Annotated in this window: 16 protein-coding genes and 1 other RNA gene; 5 read left to right on the forward strand and 12 right to left on the reverse strand. The window is 66.2% G+C overall.

The window, feature by feature from the left end; all coding sequences use genetic code 11:
- The 10 genes from JAO75_RS24660 to JAO75_RS04080 all read right to left on the reverse strand — a co-directional run.
- Positions 1-289, reverse strand: a 289-nt coding sequence (locus JAO75_RS24660; RefSeq protein WP_210340162.1) for a hypothetical protein, incomplete at its 3' end; no start/stop codon positions are given.
- Positions 290-296: 7 nt separating this feature from the next.
- On the reverse strand, positions 297-1,523 hold the full coding sequence (locus JAO75_RS04040; protein WP_199046897.1) for a phosphopentomutase: 1,227 nt from the start codon (positions 1,521-1,523) through the stop codon (positions 297-299).
- Positions 1,524-1,564: 41 nt separating this feature from the next.
- A complete protein-coding gene (locus JAO75_RS04045) occupies positions 1,565-2,560 on the reverse strand; it encodes a cation diffusion facilitator family transporter (RefSeq protein ID WP_199046899.1) in 996 nt (331 codons plus the stop codon).
- A 17-nt stretch (positions 2,561-2,577) separates the two neighbouring features.
- Positions 2,578-4,206: an ABC transporter ATP-binding protein gene (locus tag JAO75_RS04050; RefSeq protein ID WP_199046901.1), complete on the reverse strand. Its 1,629-nt coding sequence runs from the start codon at positions 4,204-4,206 to the stop codon at positions 2,578-2,580.
- Positions 4,203-5,366: an ABC transporter permease gene (locus JAO75_RS04055; RefSeq protein WP_199046903.1), complete on the reverse strand. Its 1,164-nt coding sequence runs from the start codon at positions 5,364-5,366 to the stop codon at positions 4,203-4,205. The genes JAO75_RS04050 and JAO75_RS04055 overlap by 4 nt, the downstream gene beginning before the upstream one ends.
- A 1-nt stretch (position 5,367) precedes the next feature.
- The gene (locus JAO75_RS04060) at positions 5,368-6,483 is read right to left on the reverse strand and encodes a microcin C ABC transporter permease YejB (protein WP_199046906.1); all 1,116 of its coding nucleotides are present in this window, start codon (positions 6,481-6,483) and stop codon (positions 5,368-5,370) included.
- Positions 6,483-6,851: a DUF4260 domain-containing protein gene (locus tag JAO75_RS04065; RefSeq protein ID WP_199046908.1), complete on the reverse strand. Its 369-nt coding sequence runs from the start codon at positions 6,849-6,851 to the stop codon at positions 6,483-6,485. The genes JAO75_RS04060 and JAO75_RS04065 overlap by 1 nt, the downstream gene beginning before the upstream one ends.
- A gap of 39 nt (positions 6,852-6,890) precedes the next feature.
- Entirely contained in the window at positions 6,891-8,756 is a 1,866-nt protein-coding gene (locus tag JAO75_RS04070) for an extracellular solute-binding protein (RefSeq protein WP_199046909.1), read from the reverse strand.
- Complete coding sequence (locus JAO75_RS04075) at positions 8,753-10,597, reverse strand: ABC transporter substrate-binding protein (protein WP_199046910.1); 1,845 nt, start codon at positions 10,595-10,597, stop codon at positions 8,753-8,755. The genes JAO75_RS04070 and JAO75_RS04075 overlap by 4 nt, the downstream gene beginning before the upstream one ends.
- Before the next feature lie 262 nt (positions 10,598-10,859).
- Positions 10,860-11,609 (reverse strand): c-type cytochrome, encoded by a 750-nt coding sequence (locus JAO75_RS04080; protein ID WP_199046911.1) that lies wholly within the window; start codon positions 11,607-11,609, stop codon positions 10,860-10,862.
- A gap of 270 nt (positions 11,610-11,879) precedes the next feature.
- Here JAO75_RS04080 and JAO75_RS04085 point away from each other — a divergent pair, with 270 nt between their 5' ends.
- Genes JAO75_RS04085 through JAO75_RS04095 form a run of 3 tightly spaced genes read left to right on the forward strand, consistent with a single transcriptional unit; the run spans position 11,880 to position 14,004 of the window.
- Positions 11,880-12,623 (forward strand): 3-deoxy-manno-octulosonate cytidylyltransferase, encoded by a 744-nt coding sequence (locus tag JAO75_RS04085; protein ID WP_199046912.1) that lies wholly within the window; start codon positions 11,880-11,882, stop codon positions 12,621-12,623.
- Positions 12,620-13,474, forward strand: a complete 855-nt coding sequence (locus JAO75_RS04090; protein ID WP_199046913.1) for a prephenate dehydratase — start codon at positions 12,620-12,622, stop codon at positions 13,472-13,474. Before JAO75_RS04085 ends, JAO75_RS04090 begins: the two co-directional genes overlap by 4 nt.
- Positions 13,471-14,004 carry a GNAT family N-acetyltransferase gene (locus tag JAO75_RS04095; protein ID WP_199046914.1) on the forward strand — a complete coding sequence of 178 codons (534 nt, stop codon included), beginning with the start codon at positions 13,471-13,473 and terminating at the stop codon, positions 14,002-14,004. The genes JAO75_RS04090 and JAO75_RS04095 overlap by 4 nt, the downstream gene beginning before the upstream one ends.
- Positions 14,005-14,666: 662 nt before the next feature.
- On the opposite strand, the gene nudC is transcribed toward JAO75_RS04095, so the two are convergent.
- Complete coding sequence (gene nudC, locus JAO75_RS04100; RefSeq protein WP_199046916.1) at positions 14,667-15,569, reverse strand: NAD(+) diphosphatase; 903 nt, start codon at positions 15,567-15,569, stop codon at positions 14,667-14,669.
- 14 nt (positions 15,570-15,583) lie between these two features.
- Positions 15,584-15,994 (reverse strand): HIT domain-containing protein, encoded by a 411-nt coding sequence (locus tag JAO75_RS04105; RefSeq protein WP_199046918.1) that lies wholly within the window; start codon positions 15,992-15,994, stop codon positions 15,584-15,586.
- A 243-nt stretch (positions 15,995-16,237) separates the two neighbouring features.
- On the opposite strand from JAO75_RS04105, the gene ffs reads away from it, so the two are divergent.
- An RNA gene (ffs, locus tag JAO75_RS04110) (signal recognition particle sRNA small type) lies at positions 16,238-16,334 on the forward strand.
- 29 nt (positions 16,335-16,363) lie between these two features.
- Positions 16,364-18,187, forward strand: coding sequence for a DNA polymerase III subunit gamma/tau (locus JAO75_RS04115; protein ID WP_199046920.1), 1,824 nt, complete (start codon positions 16,364-16,366; stop codon positions 18,185-18,187).
- The last annotated feature ends 5 nt before the right edge of the window (positions 18,188-18,192 follow it).

Below are 18,192 nucleotides of genomic sequence, written 5' to 3' on the forward strand. Positions count from 1 at the left end.
GTTCATCTGCAAAACCTGGCTCAAGGAGCCCAAACGCTTCAAACTTGATCCGGTCCATCAAATGCCGGGACTGAACATCTAGATGCCTTCGGGACTTGTTGAGAAACTCGCACCTGGCTATCTCCGAGTTCTCTTGCTTATAGGCAGCATGAGCCTTCCGGCTGTCCTGTTCGAAGCGCTTGCCCAACTCAAGGGCCTTGAGGCACTCCTGTTGCGTTGCTGCATGGGAGTAGGACGCTGCAAAGACGCTTACAGCCAAGAAAGCAATAAAGAAGACCAATCTGTTCATTCAGCAATCAATCCGGAAGCCAAGATCTCCCACTAATGTAATCTGCAACTTCCAGGTGATGCAATATCGTAGCTCCGATATCGGCAAAGCTTTCCCGCCGCCCGATGGAGCTTGACGGTATTCCCTCTCCGAAGCTCAGGATCGGGACGTGCTCGCGGGTGTGGTCGGAGCCGGGCCAGGAGGGGTCGTTGCCGTGGTCGGCCGTGATGACGACCATGTCGCCCTCCCGCAGGGCGGCCTCGATCTCCGGAATGCGACGGTCGAAGGCCTCGAGGGCTGCCGCATAGCCGGGAATGTCGCGGCGGTGGCCGAACTCGCTGTCGAAGTCGACGAGGTTCGCGAACACGAAGCCGCCGTCCGGTAGGCCCCCCATCGCGTCGATGGCCGCCGACAGGCAGGCGTCGTTGCCGTTGGGCTTGATCTCCAGGCCGGTGCCGCGATGGGCGAAGATGTCGCCGATCTTGCCGACGGTGACGACGGGGTGTCCTGCCTTGGTCAGCGTGTCGAGAATGGTGTCCGAGGGCGGCGGCGTGGCGTAGTCCTTGCGGTTGCCGGTGCGCCTGAAGCCCGTCTCGGGCGTGCCCTGGAAGGGGCGCGCGATCACGCGGCCGATCTTGTACTCGTCGCAAAGCTCGCGTCCGATCCGGCACAGCTCGTAGAGCCGCTCCAGCCCGAAGAACTCCTCGTGCGCTGCGATCTGCAGCACGCTGTCGATGGAGGTGTAGCAGATCGGCTTGCCGGTCCGCAGGTGCTCCACGGCGAATTCCTCGATGATTGCCGTGCCCGAGGCGTGCTTGTTGCCGAGAATGCCGGGCAGGTTGCCGCGCCTGATGAGTTCCGCCGTCAGCTTCTCCGGAAAGGTCGGGACCGTATTGGGGAAATAGCCCCAGTCGAATGTGACGGGGACGCCCGCGATCTCCCAATGGCCGGAGGGCGTGTCCTTGCCTTTGGAGGTCTCGACACCGTAGCCCCAGGCGCCTTTGAGTGCACCTTGCGGCGCAAGGTTCGGCGGCATGCGCCCCGTGGAGGCCTCGCAGGCGAGGCCGAGGCCAAGCGCCGCCATATGCGGCAGATGGAGCGGTCCCTGGCGCAGGCCGGCCCGGTCGCCGCGGCCTTCGGCGCAGGCCTCCGCGATGTGCCCGACCGTGTCGGAGCCGGTGTCGCCATAGGCGTCGGCATCCTCCGCCCCGCCGATACCGACGGAATCGAGCACGATGAGAAGAGCGCGAGGCATGGGTTCCAGTCCTTCAAACCACGGGAATCATGACTGATACGTCATTGCGGCGAAAGATGCGATGCCTCGTCGTGGGGGTGGTGCCCCTCATGGGTGTGCGCGTGTTGCTCCAGCGGGCATTCCGGGCCGTGGCCCTGGGAGCCGGGCCTGTGGATTTCGATCTGCAGGGTTGCGTGCCCGATGCCGAAACGCTCCTTCAGGTCATGCTGCGCCTCCGCCAGAAAGCCATCGCCCGGATGGCCGTCGGGCATCACGAGATGGGCCGTCAGCGCCGTCTCGGTCGTGCTCACCGCCCAGACATGAAGGTGATGAACCTGGGAGACGCCGGGCATCTGCTCGAGCGCCTTCCTGACCTCGGGCACCACGATGGCGCGCGGCACGCCATGAAGGGACAGGGTCAGGGACTGGTTCAGCAACCCCCATGTGCTCCAGAGGATGACGGCCGCGATGACGAGGCTCAAGGCCGGGTCGATCCAGTTCGCGCCTGTCCAGAGGATGGCGAGACCGCCGAGCACGACGCCCAGCGACACGGCCGCGTCCGCCACCATGTGCAGGAAGGCGCCGCGGATGTTGAGATCGTGCTGCCCGCCCATGAACAGGAAGGCCGTGAAGCCGTTCACGACGATGCCGATGCCCGCCACGATCATGACGGTGACGGCAGCGACAGGCGCGGGGTCGATCACGCGCTGCACGGATTCCCACGCGATGCCGCCGACGGCGATGAGCAGGAGCAGGGCGTTGAAAAGCGCCGCCAGGATGGAGCTTGAGCGAAGCCCGTAGGTGAAGCGTTCCGTCGGCGCACGTTTCGCCAGCAGCGCCGCGCCCCACGCGATGGCAAGGCCCAGCACGTCGCTCAGGTTATGCCCGGCATCCGAGAGCAGGGCCATGGAATCGGCCCAGAACCCGTAGGCCGCCTCGATGACCACGAAGCCCAGGTTGAGAGCGATGCCAATGGCGAAGGCGCGGCCGTGGCCTGCCTGCGGCGCATGAGCATGCCCGTGGTGGGGGCCGGCCGAATGATCGTGATGCGCTGCCATGATCCGCCGCCCGTGGCTTACTGGCGAACCGCGCCCGAAGCCGCCGTTTCGAGATTGAAGGCGGCGGCGAACAGAGCCCTGGTGTAGTCGGTGCGCGGCGCCTCGAAAATGCTCTCGGCCGATCCCTCCTCGACGATCTGGCCGTTCTGCATCACCACCACATGGTTGGCGAGCGCGCGCACGACCTTCAGGTCATGGCTGATGAACATATAGGCGAGGTCTCGCTTCTTCTGCAGATCGCGCAGCAGTTCCACGATCTGCGCCTGCACGGACATGTCGAGGGCCGAGGTCGGCTCGTCGAGCATGATGAATTTCGGCTCCAGGGCCATGGCGCGGGCAATGGCGATGCGCTGGCGCTGCCCGCCGGAGAACTCGTGCGGGTAGCGGTCCATAGTGGCAGGGTCGAGGCCCACATCGTGCAGGGCCTTCGCCACCACCTCGCGGCGCTGCGCGTATGACAGGCCCTTGTCCTGGACAAGCAGCCCTTCCTCCACGATCTCCGCAATCGACATGCGGGGCGAGAGGGAGCCGTAAGGATCCTGGAACACCACCTGCAGGTTCTTGCGCATGGGGCGGATGTCGTTGGCGCGCATGCCGTCGATGCGGTTGCCCAGGAATACTATGGGCCCTTCCGACTGCACGAGGCGCAGGATGGCGAGGCCGAGCGTGGTCTTGCCGGAGCCGGATTCGCCCACCACGCCCACCGTCTCGCCCCGGCGCACGCGCACCGATACGCCGTCAACCGCCTTCACATGGCCGACGGTCCGCTGGAAGAAGCCGCGCTTGATGGGAAACCAGACCTTGATGGGACCCGCCTCGACGATCACGGGTGCATCGTGAGGAACGGGATTGGCCCGGCCCTTGGGCTCGGCGGCGAGCAGGCGCTGCGTGTAGGGATGCTGCGGGTTGCCGAAGACCTCCGCGACCGTTCCATGCTCGACGATCTTGCCCTTGAACATCACGCAGACGCGGTCGGCGATCTTGCGCACGATGCCCAGATCGTGGGTGATGAAGAGCATGGACATGTTGAGCCTGCTCTTGAGTTCCGCCAGCAGCTTGAGGATCTGCGCCTGCACCGTCACGTCCAGCGCCGTCGTCGGCTCGTCGGCGATGAAGAGATCCGGCTCGTTGGCGAGCGCCATGGCGATCATCACGCGCTGGCGCTGGCCGCCGGAGAGCTGGTGCGGATAGGCGCCGAGCCGCGATTCCGCCTCGCGGATGCCGACGAGTTCGAGAAGCTCCAGCGTGCGGGCGCGCGCCTCGCGGTCGGAGAGGCCGCGGTGCAGCTTCAGGATCTCGCCGATCTGCCGATCGATGGTGTGGAGCGGGTTGAGCGAGGTCATCGGCTCCTGGAACACCATGGTGATGTCGTTGCCGCGGACTTTCCGCATCTCGTTCTCGTCCGCCGGGATCATGTCCTTGCCCTTGAACAGGATGCGGCCGGAGGGATGATGGGCGGAGGGGTACTGAAGAAGCTTGAGCACCGAGAGCGCGGTCACGGACTTGCCGGAACCGGATTCTCCCACCAGCGCCACCGTCTCGCCCGGCATGACATCGAACGACACCCGGTCGACCGCCAGCATGTCCTGCTCGCCCTGGCGGAAGGCGACGGAGAGGTCCTGAACGGAGAGGAGGGGTTCTGTCATCGGAACGTCTTCCGCGGGTCGAAGGCGTCGCGCACCGCTTCGCCGACGAAGATGAGAAGGCTGAGCATGATGGCGATCACGAAGAAGCCCGCGAGGCCGAGCCAGGGCGCCTGAAGATTGGCCTTGCCCTGCGCCAGCAGCTCGCCGAGCGACGGCGAGCCCGGCGGCAGGCCGAAGCCGAGAAAGTCGAGGGAGGTCAGCGTCGTGATCGAGCCGTTGATGATGAAGGGCATGAAGGTGAGCGTCGCCACCATGGCGTTCGGTAGCAGGTGCTTGAACATGATGGTGGCGTTGGAGAGGCCCAGGGCGCGGGCCGCGCGCACATATTCGAAGTTGCGCGCGCGCAGGAACTCGGCGCGCACCACGCCCACCAGCGACACCCAGGAGAACAGCAGCAGGATGCCGAGCAGCACGAAGAAGCTCGGCGTGATCACGGCCGAGATGATGATGAGAAGATAGAGCGAGGGGATCGCTGTCCAGATCTCGATGAAGCGCTGGAACAGCAGGTCCGTCCAGCCGCCGTAATAGCCCTGCACGGCGCCGGCGAGAACGCCGATGACCGACGAGATGCCGGCCAGCGTCAGGCCGAACAGCACCGAGATGCGAAAGCCGTAGATGAGGCGCGCGACCACGTCGCGCCCCTGGTCGTCCGTGCCAAGCCAGTTCCACTCAATGTCGTTGCAGCCCGTGCCGCCGTTGCGCTCCGCAATCGGTCGGCACTGCTCGTCGGTGAGCATCCAGGTGGGCGGCGCGGGAGCGGGAACGGGAAGGTCGAGGTTGTGCGTGTTATAGGAGAAGCGGACGGGCGCCCAGAGCAGCCATCCGTTGTCCTGGATTTCATTTCGGATGACCGGATCGCGGTAATCCGTCACCGCCAGGAAACCGCCGAACTTCTCCTCCGGATAATCCACGAAGGCCGGGTAGAGCAGCTCGCCCTTGTAGGAGGCAAGGATCGGCCGGTCGTTGGCGATGAGCTCCGCGAACAGGCTGAGCACGAACAGAACTAGGAAGATCCAGAACGACCAGTAGCCGCGCCGGTTCGCCTTGAAGTTCTCCAGCCGCCGCCGGTTGAGCGGCGAGAGCTTGATGAAGCCCTGGCGCGGCAGGGGCGGGGCGACGGGCGAGGAGGCCGGAGAGACGACGGGCACGTTCTCGTTCATCTCACGCCTCCCTTGTCTCGAAGTCGATCCGCGGATCGATCCAGGTATAGGTGAGGTCGGATACGAGGTTCACCGCCAGGCCGATCAGCGAAAAGATGTAGAGGTTGGCGAAGACCACCGGATAGTCGCGGTTGACGATCGACTCGAACGACAGGAGGCCGAGCCCGTCGAGGGAGAAGATCGTCTCGATGAGGAGCGCGCCGGCGAAGAACGCCCCAATGAAGGCGCCGGGAAAGCCTGCGATCACGATGAGCATCGCATTGCGGAAGACGTGGCCGTAGAGCACCTGCCGCTCGGACAGGCCCTTCATGCGCGCGGTGAGCACGTATTGCTTACGGATCTCGTCGAGGAAGGAGTTCTTCGTCAGCAGGGTCGAGGTGGCGAAGGCCCCGAGCGCCATGGCGGTGATCGGCAGAACCAGGTGCCAGAAGTAATCGGCGATCTGCATGTACCACGGCATGAGGGCCCAGTTCTCGGACGTGAGGCCGCGCAGGGGGAAGAACTGCCAAAACGAGCCGCCGGCAAAAAGCACGATCAGCAGGATCGCGAACAGAAAGCCCGGGATCGCATAGCCGATGATAACGATGGCCGAGGTCCAGATGTCGAAGGTGGAGCCGTCCCGCACCGCCTTCTTGATGCCGAGCGGAACCGAGATGGCATAGGAGATCAGCGTCATCCAGAGGCCGAGGCTGATCGAGACCGGCAGCTTCTCCTTGATGAGCTCCAGCACCGAGATGTCGCGGAAATAGCTCTTGCCGAAATCGAAGCGCGCATAATCCCAGATCATCTTGAGGAAGCGCTCATGCGCCGGCTTGTCGAAGCCGAACTGCGTCTCCAGCTGCTTGATGAACTGCGGATCGAGGCCCTGGGCGCCGCGATAGCGGGACGAGGAGGCATCGCCCGCGCCGCCGCCTCCGGCGGACTGGCCTCCGCCGGCCATGTCACCGCCGCCGCCGGTGATGCGCGAGGTGGCGCCTGAATCCTGCCCCTGGAGCTGGGCGATGATGCGCTCCACGGGCCCCCCTGGGGCGAACTGCACGAGCACGAAGGAGATGAGCATGATCCCCAGGATGGTGGGGATCATGAGAAGGATGCGGCGCGCGATATAGGCCAGCATCAAGCGCCTGCTGCTTGCCGGCCGATGCGGCCAAGATGGGTGTCCTTGAAGCCGGACGCGTATTTCAAGCCATATCCCAACATGCGGTCGAACCCGATATGCGCCGCCCAGACGGCCGCGATACCGAGCAGGATAGGGCTCTCCAGCAAAAGACCAAGCCCTGCGAGGAGCGCAGGCCCGAGGGTGGAGTGCAGGGCATTGTACGCCACCGCTCCGAACCGGGGGCCGGCCAAGTAGCCCGCAAAGCTCAGGTCGGGGCTGAAGAACAGGATGGCATAGAGCCACCAGGACGTCCCGGTGAAGGCGAAGGCCCAGCTGGCCAGGATGAAGAGGGCCAGACCCTCGAGGCGCAGAAGCAGGCGGGGCATGTCCGCCTCGTTACGTGTCCCAGCAGCTGTATCCAAGCCTTATCCTCGCCCGATCCGTTTCGCCTTCTCGGCATCGTACCACCAGGTTCCCGGCGCGCCGGAGGCGAAGCGCGGCTTCGTTGCCGGGCGCGAGAACTGGTCCCAGTAGGCGAGCCAATCGCTGGCCCTGTACCACATGGGCACCCAATAATGGCCCGAACGGAGAACGCGGTCCAGGGCGCGGGCCGCGATGGTGACTTCCTGGCGTGACTTGGCGGTGGCGATGGTCTCGATCAGCGCGTCGACGGCCGGATCGTCGATCCCGGCGATGTTCTGCGAGCCGGGCCGCTTGCCGGCGGCCGAGCCGTAGACCAGCCGCAGGCTGTCGCCCGGCGTGGAGGAGCCGCTCAGGTTCCGGCTCGCCATGTCGAAGTCGTATTCCTCCATCCGGCGCTGATACTGGGCCGCGTCCACGATGCGCGAGACCGCATCGATGCCGAGCCGCTTCAGGTTGGCCTGGAAGGGCTGCGTATGGGGCTGAAGGAAGGGCGAGGATTCGAGGAACTCGATCCGGAACGGCTGCCCGTTCGGCAGCTTGAGCACGCCGCCCTCGCGCTTGCAGCCGGCCTCGCGCAGCAGCTCGTCCGCGCGGCGCAGAAGGCGCCTGTCCTGGCCCGAGCCGTCGGAGACGGGCGGCACGGGAGGCTCCGCGAACACCGAAGCCGGAAGCTTGCTGCGAAACGGCTCGAGAAGCGCGAGCTCTTCCGGCGAGGGCGTGCCCACGGCCTTCATGTCGCTGTTCTCGAAGAACGAGCCCGTGCGGTTGAACATGCCGAACATGATGTTGGCGTTCGTCCATTCGAAATCGAAGGCGAGCCCGATGGCCTGGCGAATGCGCGGATCCTTGAAGGCGTCGCGGCGCATGTTGAAGTACCAGCCCTGGATGGTCGAGGGAGCGCCGCTCTCGATCTCCTCCTTCTTCACGCGACCTTCGCGCACGGCCGGAAAATCGTAGCCAGTCGCCCAGATGCGCGACGTGTATTCCTCGTTGAAGTTGAGCGTGCCGTTCTTGAAGGCCTCGAACGCGACCGTGCGGTCGCGGAAATATTCGTAGCGGATATGGTCGAAGTTGTGCTGCCCCACATTCACGGGCAGATCCTTGGCCCAATAATCGGGCACGCGGTCGAACTCGATGAAGCGTCCGACTTCGAAGCGGCCCACCTTGTAGGGGCCGGAGCCGAGCGGGGCCTCGAGCGTCGAGGCCCCGAAGTCCTTGCCCTGCCAGTAGCGCTCGGAGAAGATCGGCATGCCGGCAATGACGAGATGCAGATCGCGGCTGCGCTCCGGCGTGAACTGCACGCGCAGGACCTCGTCTGATTCCGCCTCCGCCGAGGCCAGCTGCGTCAGGAGCTGGGAGTAGAGCGGATGCCCCTTGGTCTTGAGAATGTTCAGAGTAAAGGCCGCATCCCTCGCGGTCAGCTTCGAGCCGTCATGGAAGCGCGCTTCCGGCCGCAGGGTGAAGCGATAGGTCAGCTTGTCGTCGGAGACACGCACGCTCTTCGCCACGAGACCGTAGAGCGCATCCGGCTCGTCGCCGGAGCCCACCATCAGGCTGTCGAAGGTGCTGCCCATGCCGGCGGCGCCGTCGCCCTGCAGCACGAAGGTGTTGAGCGTGTTGAACGTGTCGAAGTTCTGGTTGCCGTAGGTCTGCTTGATCTGGATCGCCAGCGTGCCGCCCTTCGGAGCCGCCGGGTTCACGAAGTCGAAATGCTTGAAGTCGGGCCCGTACTTCAGCTCGCCGAAGCTTGAGAGGCCGTGGGCTTCGGTGCCGCCGGCTTCCTGCGCCCAACCGGCACGCGGCAGCACCGCGAGGGCGGCGGTGGCCACTCCGGTCTGAAGAATGCGACGGCGGCTGAACTCTCTCATCGGGGTGCTCCGGTCTTGGCGGCCTTGGCCTCGTCGTACCACCAGATCGTCGGGAAGGCGGCACCGCCATATCGCGGCATATTGTCGGGATGGCTGTAGCGGTTCCACCGGGCGGTGCGCTGCTTGAGCGACGTCCATTGCGGCACCACGTAGTCGTGCGCCAGCAGCACCCGGTCGAGCGCCTTGGTGGCGGCCACCAGCTCCTCGCGGTCCTTGGCGAAGATCACCCGTTCGATCAGGGCATCGACGGCAGGGTCCGCGATGCCGGCGAGATTCTGCGAGCCCTCGCGGGTCGCGGCCTGCGATCCCCAATACTCGCGCTGCTCGTTGCCGGGCGACAGCGACTGGCCCCACAGGCCGGTGGTGATGTCGAAGTCGAAGGAGCGGGTGCGATTTGTGTATTGCACATCGTCCACCGTGCGCACCGTCGCGGCGATGCCGAGACGTTTGAGCGTGTCTGCATAGGGCAGGAACACGCGCTCCTCGTTGGGGCTGCTGCCGAGCAGTTCCACGCTGAAGACCTCGCCCTTGGCGTTCACGCGGCGGCCGTTCTTGATCTCCCAGCCGGCTTCCTTCAGCAGGCGGTCGGCCTCGCGAAGGTTGGCGCGGATCGCCTCGGGCGAGTCGTTGACCGGGTTCTTGTACGGCGTCGTGAACACGGAAGGCGGAACCTTGTCGCGCACGCTCTCCAGGATCTCCAGCTCCTTGCCCTCGGGCAGTCCGGACGATGCGAGGTCGAGCCCGTAGAAATAGCTCGAGGGCCGCTCATAGAGCCCGTAGAAGATCGTCTTGTTCAGCTCCTCGAACGGGAAGGCGAGATTGAGGGCCCGGCGGACGCGCTGGTCCTTGAACTGGTCGCGGCGGAGGTTCAGCACGAAGGCCTGCATCCGGCCGCTGGCCCGCAGCGGGAATTCCTCAAGCACGACGCGGCCTTCCTGGCGCGCCGGAAAGTCATATCCCGTCGCCCAGTTGCGGGCGCTGTTCTCATAGCGGAAGTCGATCCGGTCAGCCTTGAAGGCTTCGAGCAGAACCGTCGCGTCGCGGTAGTACTCGAATCGGATCTCGTCGAAATTGTTCTTGCCCACATTCACGTTGAGGTCTTCGCCCCAGTAGTCCTTCACGCGCTCGTAGGAGGCGGTGCGGCCCGGCTCGAAGCTCTTGAGGCGGTAGGGACCCGAGCCCAGCGGCGGCTCCAGGGTTGTCTGCGAAATGTCGCGCTTGCGCCCGTCCGGTCCGGTGCCTTCCCACCAGTGCTTCGGCATGACGAGGAGCTGGCCCATGATCTGCGGCAGCTCGCGGTTGCCCTTCTGGTTGAAGGTGAACTTGACCTCGCGCTCGCCCAGCTTCTCCGCCTTCGTCACGTTGGCGTAGTAGAACGCGTAGGTGGGGCTGTGCTCCTTCAGGGCGTTGAAGGAAAAGATCACGTCGTCCGCCGTCACCGGCTTCCCGTCGTGCCAGCGCGCCTCGGGGCGCAGGCGGAACGTCACGGAGGAGTAATCCTCAGGGTACGAGAACGCCTCGGCCAGGAGGCCGTAGGATGCGCTCGGCTCGTCGAGGGCGGATGTGGTGAGCGTCTCGTAGACGAAGCCCAGCCCCTGTTCGGGCGATCCCTTTACGCCGGCCACCACGATATTGAAGCTGTCGAAGGTGCCTTGTGCGCCCAGGCGCACCAGCCCGGCCTTGGGGGCGTCCGGGTTGACGTAGTCGAAATGCTTGAACCCGGCGGGGTACTTCGGCTCGTCCAACAGGGCCGTGCCATGCCGCCACGGCGCCTCCTGGGCTGCGAGCGGGCTGAAGGCGAGGCAGGCTGCCAGAAGGCCCGGCAGAAGGGTACGGATCACAAGGCGTCTCCTGAACGGTGAGGCGTCTGTCTGTTACGCATCGGGGCCGAAAGTGGATCCGCTTCCGGGATCCATCCGACGCTTCCTCATACGGGCGCATTCCGCGGCGCGGCCCATCCGGGCCCGCTTGATGCGCCAGCTACATTTTTGGACGCGGCGAGGCGAGCGCAAGGGATATGGGCCGAAAGGAGAAGCAGAACAAAAGAAAAAGCCGGGCTTTTCGGCCCGGCTCTCCTGAATGTGAACGTAGGAGCGATGCGCTCTACTGGGCCGCGGGAGCGGCGGGCGCTGCAGCGGCAGGAGCCGCAGGTGCGCCCCCGGCGGCAGGAGCCACGGGAGCAGGCGCTGCAGGAGCCGGAGCTGCGGGAGCAGGCGCTGCCGGAGCTGCAGGAGCAGCAGCGGGCGCTCCCCCGGCGGCGGGGGCAGCGGCAGGAGCCTCGGCATTGGCCGGGGCGGCAGCCGGAGGCGCTGCCTCGGCTGCGGGCAGCGGAGGAGCGCTGGGCGAGACCGACTTCAGGTAGGCGATGAGGTCCGCCCGCTCCTTGGCCTGGGCGATGCCGGCGAAGGCCATGATGGTGCCGGGAACGGCCTGCTTCGGGTTCTGGATGAAGGCGTTGAGGGCCTCGTAATCCCAATCGCCGCCCTTACCCTTCAGCGCTGCCGAGTAGTTGAAGCCGGCGTGGGACGCGAGAGCACGTCCGACGACCCCGTGAAGGTTCGGGCCGACCTTGTTGGCGCCGCCCTCCTCGAAGGTGTGGCAGGAGGCGCACTTCTTGGCCGCGGCCTGGCCCTTGGCCACATCGGCGCTGGCGAGAAGAACCGGCAGCGGCTCGGCCGGAGCGGCGGCAGCGCCCGCACCGGCGGCGGCGCCTTCCTCGGGGGCCGGGAGGTCATAGCCCGGGACAGCGGGCCTTTCGGGAGAAAACAGGCCGCCGGCGATGACGTTGACGCCGACCACGAAGAGAAGCGAGGCGAAAACGGCGCCCGCGATCTTATTGGTCTCGATATTCATAAGTGAGGCTCTCCTCGCCTTCGTAAAAGCGGCGAAACCAGCGCAGCAGAAAGGAACCGCAGGCGGGTGCCCGCGTCGGGGCGTTGCTTAGCCGTAGAGATGGGGGTTTGACAATGGGGTTTCCAGGAGTTTTCGCCGCTCTCGTGGTCGCAGCCCGGGTTTGCAACGCACATTCTTCGGTACCGGGTCCGCCGGGACGTGCACCGGGGCCCATGACAAAAGGTCCCTCCCTTGCTAAGCACGCGCAGCTTTCCCGTGAAAACCCGTGCCATGTCCGATCCCCTCGTCCTCATCCCGGCCCGCCTCGCCGCAACCCGCCTGCCCAACAAGCCCCTGGCCGATATCGCCGGCGAGCCCATGATCGTCCATGTGTGGCGCCGGGCCATGGAGGCGGGGATCGGCCCGGTGGCGGTGGCCACCGACGCGCCCGAGATCGCCGAGGCCGTGACCCGCGCCGGGGGGCAGGCGGTCATGACCCGGGCCGATCACCCCTCCGGCTCCGACCGCATCTTCGAGGCTGTGGAAAAGCTCGACCCGGAGGGCAGGCACGACGTGGTGGTGAACGTCCAGGGAGACCTGCCGACGGTCGATCCCGGGGCTATTGCCGCGTCGATCTCGCCGCTCGCCGATGCCGAGGTCGATCTGGCGACCCTCGTCGCGGTCATCGCCCGGGAGGAGGAGAAGACCAATCCCAACGTGGTCAAGATGGTGGGCAGCCCGGTCTCTCCGGGGCGGCTCCGGGCACTCTACTTCACCCGGGCAACCGCCCCGTACGGGGACGGGCCGCTCTATCATCACATCGGCCTCTACGCCTACCGGCGCACGGCGCTGCGGCGCTTCATCGGCCTTGCGCCGTCGCCCCTCGAGCTGCGCGAGAAGCTGGAGCAGCTGCGCGCGCTGGAGGCCGGCATGCGCATCGATGCCGTCGTCGTCGACGATGTGCCGCTGGGCGTGGACACGCCCCATGATCTCGAAAGAGCGCGCGAAATCATCGCGGCCCGGAGGACAGCATGAGCAGGCTTATTTCATTTCAGGGCGAGCTGGGCGCCAATTCGCACACCGCCTGCTCGGAGGCGCGTCCCGACTGGGAGGCTCTGCCGTGCCCGACCTTCGAGGATGCTTTTGCCGCCGTGAACGAGGGGCCGGCAGGCCTCGCCATGATCCCGATCGAGAACTCGATCGCCGGCCGCGTGGCCGACATCCACCACCTGCTGCCGGCCTCGGGCCTGCACATCGTCGGCGAGCATTTCCTGCCGATCCATTTCCACCTGATGGCCATTCCCGGGGCCGATCTCGGCACCGTCAAGAATGTCTACAGCCACGTCCACGCCCTGGGCCAGTGCCGCAAGATCATCCGCAAGCTGGGCTTGAAAGCGCATGTGGCCGGCGACACCGCGGGCTCGGCGCGCGAGGTGGCGGAATGGAAGGACCCGACCCGGGCCTCCCTGTCGCCCCGCATGGCGGCGGACATCTACGGCCTCAAGATCCTGGCCGAGAATGTGGAGGACGAGGCGCACAACACCACCCGCTTCGTCATCCTGTCGAAGACGCCGCAATGGGCGCCCGCCGGAAACGGCCCCACGGTCACGTCCTTCGTGTTCCGCGTCCGCAACCTGCCGGCCGCCCTCTACAAGGCGCTCGGGGGCTTTGCCACCAACGGCATCAACATGACCAAGCTCGAGAGCTACATGCTCGAAGGCGAGTTCCTGGCCACGCAGTTCTACGCCGAGGTCGACGGCCATCCCGAGGACGCCAACCTCAAGCGCGCGCTCGAGGAGCTTGAGTTCTTCTCCCGCGAACTGCGGATTCTGGGCGTCTACCCGGCCGATCCGTTCCGGGAGAAGATCAGGGAAGCGGCGGAGTGACGATCCGCATCCGCGACGCCGTTGAGGCCGATGTGGAAGGGATCGCCAGGACTCACGTTCAGGGCTGGCGCGAGTCCTACAAGGACTTCCTTTCACCGGAGGCCCTCGCGGGTCTATCCGTCGAGGAGCGGGTGCAGATGTGGCAAAGGGCACTGGCTGAGCCGGAGCCACGGGCCAGGCTTCTCGTGGCTGAAGCCGATGACGGCGAGATCGTCGGCTTCATCCGAGGCGGGCCGATCCGGGGCAAGGGGCCTGAGCTTCTCGGGACCGGGGCCGAAATCTATGCTGTCTACCTGCTCGACAAGGTCAAGCGGCAGGGCATCGGCCGCAGTCTGATGCGTGGTGTGTTCGACCATCTCGCCGCCCACGGCCTTCGTTCGGTCGGCCTGTGGGTCCTGAAGGACAATCTCGTGGCGCGCCGCTTTTATGAGGCGCTCGGCGGCACAGCCGGAGCCGAGCAGTCTTTCGACTTGCGCGGGCAGATGGTCACCGAGGTCGCCTATCGGTTCGAGTTGTCCCCGCAGGGCTGAGCTCGCTCCGCCAGCTTGCAGGAATGGCACCCTTGCAATCCCGATACTCTCCCCGTCATCCCCGGACTTGTTCCGGGGATCCACGTCTTTGCTGCCCACCCCTCGCCCTCATCCTGAGGAGCAGCCGTAAGGCTGCGTCTCGAAGGATCGTCCAGAGAGCACTGGAGCCTCCTTCGAGACGGCGCTGACGCGCCTCCTCAGGATCAGGGTGAGGCTTGTGCGATCCGTAGACGAGAATGGCGCGAACCCTCTCCCACAGAGGGGAGAGGGAAGGCGGTGCATGTTCTCTTTTCGTTCTTGACAGCGGCCTCAATCTTAGCTATAACGTTCCCTTAGATCTGCTCCTGTGAGGGGCGCGCTCGCGAGGCGTCGCAGTGTGGGAGCAGGCACGGTCCCGCCGCAGGGCTCGCACCCCTGTGATCGCGGGTGGCCGATCCTGGCTCAGACCAGGTCCGCTGAAACAAACCGTGCGCGAAGAGGCAGTCTGGCTCTTCCATTCACCATCACACAGCGAGCCGGGCTACCCGACGCGCCACCCTCGACAACCCTTCAGGCTCGCAGCGCAAGCTGCGGGCCCACAGGTGCTGGCTCTTTGACAGATAGGAGAGCGTCATCCCGGACGAAGCGTGAGCGCAGATCCGGAATGACGTTCTTCGAGGGGCCTATTCCTTCACCCATTCCCGGATCAGGTGGTTCGCGATCGCAATCGGGGCCGGCGCCAGGAACTGCTCGTGGGTGCCCTCCAGCATGCTGCGGATGTCGTCCTTCGAGAACCAGCGGGCGTCCTCCAGCTCCTCGCCGTCGAAATGGATGTCGTCGGTAAGGGCCTCGCCGATGCAGCCGATCATGACGTTCGACGGGAAGGGCCAGGGCTGGGAGGCAAGGTAGCGCACCGCGCCCACCCGGATGCCGGCCTCCTCGAAGGTCTCGCGGCGCACCGCGTCCTCGATGGTCTCGCCCGGCTCCAGGAAGCCCGCGAGGCACGAATACATCTTCTCCGGAAAGCGCGGCTGGCGGCCCATCAGGCATTTGTCGCCGCGGGTCACCAGCATGATGACCACCGGGTCGGTGCGGGGGAAATGCTGCGCTCCGCAGGCCGTGCAGTCGCGCCGGAAACCGGCCTGGGCTGCTTGCGTCGGGGCGCCGCAATTGGCGCAGAAGCGGTGGCGGCGGTGCCAGTCGAGCAGGGATTTCGCCGTGGCGAGAAGCCCGAGTTCCTCGGCCGGCACCAGGCCGCGCATGGCGATGGAGCGCAGGTCGGCGGTGGCGAAGACCGGATCGTCCTGGAACAGCTCGGCCGCCTCGGGCGGCGCCAGGGTCGCCAGCACCGGGCGGTCGTTCAGGGTGCCGAGGAAGATCTGTTCGTGATGGGCGGGCAGGCGCCCCAGGATCGCGGCGGGCAGGAGGCTCGTTCCCGGCTCGCCTTTCTGCAGGATGGGCAGGTCGCCGGCCAGAACCACCATGGCGGTCCAGGGGTTCGCCGCCGCATTGGCGATCGCCTCCGGGTCCCGCTCGGCGCTGTGGCGGACGAGCGGGTTCGTGATGTAGGCGATGGGTCGGGTCATGAATCGATCCTGGCTCAGGCCGCCGCGAAAAGAGTGGCGGCGCGCTCGATCAGGGCGCTGGCCGCATGGGGAGGGTAGGGATTCCGGGTGCCGTGCCCCCAGACGGGACCGGGCCAGGCGGGATCGGAGCGGAAGCGCCCGATCACATGGACATGGAGCTGCGCCACGATGTTGCCGAGCGCGCCCACATTTACCTTGTCGGGCTGCGAGAGCTTCAGCATCACCCCGGTGGCGATGCGGATCTCCTGCATCAGCTGGGCCGACTGCTCCTCGGAGAGGTCCGTCAGCTCGCTCACGCCCTCGATGCGCGGCACCAGGACGAACCAGGGAAAGCGTGCATCGTTCAGGAGCAGGACCGAGCAGAGGGCGAGGTCGCCGACCGGGATCGTGTCGGCTTCGAGCCGGGAATCGAGCTGGAATGTCATGGCGCTATCTAACCGAGCCCGCGGCATCCTGTCAGCCACTGTCGGCATGAACCTCGCGTGTCATCCTCAGGCCGAGCGAAGCGAGGGAAGGGGATCCACCTGCACGCTCAGCGCCATGGCTTCCCTTCCCCTCCGCTGCGCTCCGGCCGGGAATGACACTGAAGCGCTGTGGAGACCGGGGACGGCGGCCAAGGCGGTCGTTTCCAACTTGCGTTTCGAAACCGATGCCCTCATATAGCCGGTGGGAGGTTGGCGAGGGACGTCTCACTCGCCAACCGGGTCAGGTCCGGAAGGAAGCAGCCCTAACGAGACCGAACGGGTCTTCGTCCAGCCTCCCACCTAAAAAGTTTCTCCAAAGCCTTGCAGTCGATGGACGATACCACAGCCGGCACGCCCCTGAACGACGAGCCGGCCCTGCCGGGCTTCCCCGCCGCGCCCGCACCGGCGGCCGCGCCGTCCTCGCCCTACCGCGTTCTCGCCCGCAAATACCGCCCGCGCACCTTCGACGACCTGATCGGCCAGGAAGCGATGGTCCGCACCCTCTCGAACGCTTTCGAGACCGGCCGCATTCCCCAGGCCTGGATGCTCACCGGCGTTCGCGGCGTCGGCAAGACCACCACGGCCCGCATCCTGGCCCGCGGCCTGAACTACCAGAAGCCGGACGGCTCCGGCGCGCCCACCATCCACATGCCGGAACTCGGCGTGCATTGCGAAGCCATCATGGAATCGCGGCACGTGGACGTGCTGGAGATGGACGCGGCGTCGCACACCGGCATCGACGACGTGCGCCAGATCATCGACGGCATCCGCTACTCGCCGGTCTCGGCCCGCTACAAGGTCTACATCATCGACGAGGTCCACATGCTCTCGGAGAAGGCGTTCAACGCCTTCCTGAAGACGCTTGAGGAGCCGCCGCCGCACGCGAAGTTCATCTTCGCCACCACCGAAATCCGTAAAGTGCCCGTCACCATCCTGTCCCGCTGCCAGCGCTTCGACCTGCGCCGCATCGAGGCGGACAAGCTCGTGGCCCATCTCGGTCGCATCTGCGACGCCGAGAGCGTGAAGGCCGACCCGGAGGCGTTGGCCGCCATCGCCCGTGCGGCGGAAGGCTCGGCGCGCGATTCCCTGTCCCTCATGGACCAGGCCATCGCCCATGGCGCCGGCGTGGTCACGCCCGACACCGTGCGCGACATGCTGGGGCTTGCCGACCGCAGCCAGGTCATCGACCTGTTCGAGGCCATCATGCGCGGCGACGTGCCGGCGGCCTTCGCGGGATTGCGCTCGCAGTACGATGCCGGCGCCGACCCGGCCGTGATCCTCTCCGATCTTGCGGCCTTCTCGCACATCGTCACCCGCCTCAAGCTGATCCCGGAAGCCGCCAGGGATCCCGCGCTCTCCGAGATCGAGCGCGCCCGCGGCACGGATTACGCCGGAAAGCTCTCGGTGCGCACCCTGTCCCGCGCCTGGCAGATTCTCCTGAAGGGCATTCCCGAGGTTCAGTCGTCGAACCGGCCGATTGCCGCCGCCGAGATGGTGCTCGTGCGCCTCGCCTATGCGGCCGACCTGCCGACGCCCGACGAGGCCCTGCGCGCCCTGAAGGACGGGGCTCCGCTGCCCGCAGGCGGCCCGGCTCCCGCGCCCTCGCGGCCGTCCGGCCCCGCCACCTCCGGCACCATGGCGCTCGCGACTTCGCAGGCCCAGCCGCAGCCGCGCCCTCAGGTCCCGCAGGCAGAGCCGACCATGCGCCTGCGCCGCTTCGAGGACGTGGTGGCGCTCGCCGGCGAAAAGCGCGAGATCGTGCTGAAGGCGCAGCTCGAACGCGACGTGCGCCTCGTGCGCTTCGAGGAGGGCCGCATCGAGCTCAGCCTTACCGAGACCGGCAGCCGCACCATCGCCAACGATCTCACCCGCGCCCTCCAGCAATGGACCGGCGAGCGCTGGATGGTGGCGCTGTCTTCCGAAGAGGGGCAGGCGACCCTGCACGAGAAGGCCGTGGCCGCCGAGCGCGAGCGCAAGGAGGGGGCTGCCAACCATCCCCTCGTTCAGGCGGTTCTCTCCAAGTTTCCCGGCGCGCAGATCGTGAACGTCATCGAGCGTTCCGAGAAGGCGGGCGAGGATGCCGAAACCGAGATCCTCGGCGAGGAGGATGCCGCCGCGGCCCACGAAGCCGAGGAAGACGACGATCTCTTTTAAGCGAA

Source organism: Microvirga splendida (assembly GCF_016427565.1).
GTDB classification, from domain to species: Bacteria; Pseudomonadota; Alphaproteobacteria; order Rhizobiales; family Beijerinckiaceae; genus Microvirga; species Microvirga splendida.

Coding starts and splice junctions, on each gene's coding strand:
- JAO75_RS04040 (WP_199046897.1), bottom strand. CDS start 1,523: ATGCCTCGCGCTCTTCTCATCGTGCTCGATTCCGTCGGTATCGGCGGG.
- JAO75_RS04045 (WP_199046899.1), bottom strand. CDS start 2,560: ATGGCAGCGCATCACGATCATTCGGCCGGCCCCCACCACGGGCATGCT.
- JAO75_RS04050 (WP_199046901.1), bottom strand. CDS start 4,206: ATGACAGAACCCCTCCTCTCCGTTCAGGACCTCTCCGTCGCCTTCCGC.
- JAO75_RS04055 (WP_199046903.1), bottom strand. CDS start 5,366: ATGAACGAGAACGTGCCCGTCGTCTCTCCGGCCTCCTCGCCCGTCGCC.
- JAO75_RS04060 (WP_199046906.1), bottom strand. CDS start 6,483: ATGCTGGCCTATATCGCGCGCCGCATCCTTCTCATGATCCCCACCATC.
- JAO75_RS04065 (WP_199046908.1), bottom strand. CDS start 6,851: ATGCCCCGCCTGCTTCTGCGCCTCGAGGGTCTGGCCCTCTTCATCCTG.
- JAO75_RS04070 (WP_199046909.1), bottom strand. CDS start 8,756: ATGAGAGAGTTCAGCCGCCGTCGCATTCTTCAGACCGGAGTGGCCACC.
- JAO75_RS04080 (WP_199046911.1), bottom strand. CDS start 11,609: ATGAATATCGAGACCAATAAGATCGCGGGCGCCGTTTTCGCCTCGCTT.
- JAO75_RS04085 (WP_199046912.1), top strand. CDS start 11,880: ATGTCCGATCCCCTCGTCCTCATCCCGGCCCGCCTCGCCGCAACCCGC.
- JAO75_RS04090 (WP_199046913.1), top strand. CDS start 12,620: ATGAGCAGGCTTATTTCATTTCAGGGCGAGCTGGGCGCCAATTCGCAC.
- nudC (WP_199046916.1), bottom strand. CDS start 15,569: ATGACCCGACCCATCGCCTACATCACGAACCCGCTCGTCCGCCACAGC.
- JAO75_RS04105 (WP_199046918.1), bottom strand. CDS start 15,994: ATGACATTCCAGCTCGATTCCCGGCTCGAAGCCGACACGATCCCGGTC.
- JAO75_RS04115 (WP_199046920.1), top strand. CDS start 16,364: ATGGACGATACCACAGCCGGCACGCCCCTGAACGACGAGCCGGCCCTG.